The following is a 3,028-nucleotide window of genomic DNA, read 5'->3' on the forward strand; positions in this document are numbered from 1 at the left end:
CCTGCTCCGACGAGCGGCAGAGCGCACCGTCGAGGCCCTCTGGGCAACCATCGGACGCATCGCAGACGCCTTCTCCCCAGCCGAATGCGCCAACTACTTCAGCGCCTGCGGATGCGATCCAGACTGGTAGGAGTCCGCTCTAGGAGTTAGCCCTGGCGCGAGGACTGACATGAAGTGATAGACGTTCAGCGTAGAACAGGTCACCGGGATCCTGGAGGAGCGAGAAGCGGGCCGCCGGTCGCGGAGCTGTGCCGGAAGCACGGGATGACCTCGGCGACCTTCTATGCGCGGTGTGCGAAGTTCGGCAGTATGTCCGTCTCGGACACCCGGCGCCAGAAGACGGTGGAGGACGAGAACGCCCGGCTGAAGAAGCTGCTTGCCGGGAGCGGCACGCACCGCATCCCTGAATCTTACGTTCCCGGTCCCTGCCAATGGAAGGTCAAAGCAGCCACTCGATCGGCAGCCAGCCGAGCAGCGATAGCATGCAGCGCGTGAGGAGGGTCGTTCCAGGTTCATCGTGGTGGTGGACTACGCCTCCAGCGGCCGAGGTTTCGGCCCAGCCCAGAGAGCCGTCGTCGAGGAGGGCTGGTTGGTAGCTCCTATCGGGAAAGATTTCGGAGAAGGCCCGGGCGAGCCCTGCCGCCAAGGCTGGGCTGTCGATCAGAACTCCCATCTCCGTATTGAGAGCGAACGAGCGCGGATCGAAGTTGAACGAGCCGATGAAGATGCGTCTTCCGTCAACCGCCAGTGCCTTCGAATGGAGGCTTGCACGGGAGGACCCCGCAGCCCCGAGGCGTTCATCCTCCGGGTCCGCCGCGAATGCGGCCTTCAGCTCGTAGAGCTCGACACCGGCGCGCAGGAGCTCGGGCCGATAGTTCACGTACGCACTGTGGACGATGATGACGTCGGTGGCGTCCGGCGAGTTCGTGAGTATTCGAACCCGCGTGCCGTCTCGAGCGAGATTCGCGAGTGCGTGAGCGAAACGCACGCCCGGCACGAAGTAGGCGGAAACCAGATCCACCGAAGCGCTCGGCCGGGCCAGGAGCTCCATGAGCTGGGGGAAAAGAAGGTCGTTGACCTCGGCATGGCCAAGCCCCTTCGCCGGATCGTCGCTTACAAGGATCACGTCCGTCCACTCGAACGTCAGGCCACCTGAGATGATCCCCGTCACCACGTGCGACCCTTGCAACTGCTCGGAGTATTTCCGTCCTTCGGCCGTGTTGGCAGCTGCGCTGGCGTCTGCAGTGAGTTCAGCGAGAGCGGTTTCATCGGGATTCGGGAGGATCCTGTCGGCCGGGTGTGCCGAGCGGCTTGACCAGTACCGGTCGAAATCATCTCCGATCTCCGCCGCTGCTGCGCCGGTTACGAGAACGTCCGCGTCGATGAACTGTACGCCGTCGCCGAACGCGAAATAGACGTCGCCCACGTTGCGCCCGCCAAGAATGCTCAGAGCGCCGTCTGCAGTGAGCGACTTGTTGTGCATCCGCCGGTTCAACCTGAAGAAGTCGAACGCGAAGCCGAGGGCCTTCGGCCGGCGCAGGATGAAGGGGTTGAACAGACGCACTTCCACATTCGGCACCGCATCAAGCGCAGCGAGATCGCGGTCGAGGCCCGAGATGCCGTTGTCGTCGAGCAGAAGCCTGATGCGGACGCCGCGTCCGGCGGCGCGCCGGAGTTCGTCGAGCAGGATCAGTCCGGTCGTGTCGCGTTGCCAGATGTAGTACTGGACGTCGAGCGACACCTCCGCCGACCGGATCAATGCTACCCGGGCGGCAAACGCATCCAGCGCATCGATGAGCGGCACGACACCGCTGTCTCCCGCTCGGCCTTCCGGCGGCGTGAGGGCAAGGCGCCCGAGTGGCGTCATGATTGACGCTTCTACGGCCTCGCTGGTGCTGCGCCCTTCGAGGGTCGGCGGACGGAAGATGAGGTGCGCGCCCACCAGGGCGGCAACAAATGCGGTCACAATCAGCAGGAGCGCCTTCACTTCTCCCCCGCGCAGGGTCGCCCTAGATCACAATAACCTCGCACGGTTGTGCGGGAGCGGCCACGGGCGCAGGCGCAGGCGCTTCGACAGGAGATCCGCTGCCAAGCTTGCCACGACCTGAACGAGAACATGACCAGCGCCTTCTCGATCGATTGTGGGACAACGGCACGTGCGGAGGTCGCAAGTGCAGGGAGGATGAGATGCCAGACTTCACAGTCGGATACTTTGTGGGCAGCCTCGCTCGGAAGTCGATCAACCGGAAGCTCGCCAAGGCTCTCGTTCGGCTGGCGCCGACGGAGCTGGCGATGCGAGAGATTCCGTTCGGTGATCTGCCACTCTACAGCTATGACTACGACAGCGATTATCCCCAGGTCGCGAAGGACTTCAAAGCAGCGATCACGGCCGTGGACGCTGTCCTCTTCGTCACGCCGGAATACAATCGCTCCATACCAGGTGCATTGAAAAATGCCATCGACTGGGCGAGCCGTCCCTATGGCCAGAACTCGTTCACCCGCAAGCCCTCTGCGATCATTGGCACGTCGCCCGGCGCGATTGGCACTGCGGTGGGGCAGCAGCATCTCAAGAGCATTCTCAGCTTCTGCAACTCCCCGATGATGAACGCGGTCGAAGCCTACATTCAGTTCAAGCCCGGCCTGATCTCGGATGAGGGCGAGGTCAGTGTCGAAGCAACGGAGGAGTTCCTGCGGACTTACATGCAGGAGTTCCGGGACTTCATCAGACGTGTGCTGACCGTCTATCCGCGCTCGAGCTGAGCCCCTGGCGAGCATGGCTCCGCGGCTGAAATCCCGGAGTGCTTTGCGGTCATAGCGTTCCGAACGGCTGACCCCAGCCACGAGTTCTCCGGATCGGACCGAACCATGACGTCTTCCTCGGTGGCGAGCACGGTCGCACGCTTCCGCCACAGAGCTGTTCTCGATCGGCCGGAAACGGGAGCCGTTTCCCGGAGGGCACCGTTCGTCGCGCCCGTACCTGACCGCTACAAGTTGCTCCGGCATCGGCTCGTGCTCGGGTAAACTTCTT

The 3,028-nt window shown here is 63.2% G+C and carries 2 protein-coding genes and 2 pseudogenes; 3 read left to right on the forward strand and 1 reads right to left on the reverse strand.

Translation table 11 applies throughout. The features are described 5' to 3' along the window. Positions 1-130: pseudogene (locus ACUN0C_RS20085) on the forward strand (IS630 family transposase); the annotation flags it as partial. A gap of 78 nt (positions 131-208) precedes the next feature. Then, positions 209-381: pseudogene (locus tag ACUN0C_RS20090) on the forward strand (transposase); the annotation flags it as partial. Between the two features lie 58 nt (positions 382-439). On the opposite strand, the gene ACUN0C_RS20095 reads toward ACUN0C_RS20090, so the two are convergent. Then, a complete protein-coding gene (locus ACUN0C_RS20095) occupies positions 440-1,987 on the reverse strand; it encodes a phospholipase D family protein (RefSeq protein WP_445468182.1) in 1,548 nt (515 codons plus the stop codon). A gap of 200 nt (positions 1,988-2,187) precedes the next feature. On the opposite strand from ACUN0C_RS20095, the gene ACUN0C_RS20100 reads away from it, so the two are divergent. Further along, positions 2,188-2,760: an NADPH-dependent FMN reductase gene (locus tag ACUN0C_RS20100; RefSeq protein ID WP_445468183.1), complete on the forward strand. Its 573-nt coding sequence runs from the start codon at positions 2,188-2,190 to the stop codon at positions 2,758-2,760. Positions 2,761-3,028 lie beyond the last annotated feature (268 nt).

It is taken from the genome of Faunimonas sp. B44, from assembly GCF_052655945.1.

Bases quoted from the DNA above. Each gene is read 5' to 3' on its own strand.
- ACUN0C_RS20100 (WP_445468183.1), top strand. From the start codon at position 2,188: ATGCCAGACTTCACAGTCGGATACTTTGTGGGCAGCCTCGCTCGGAAG.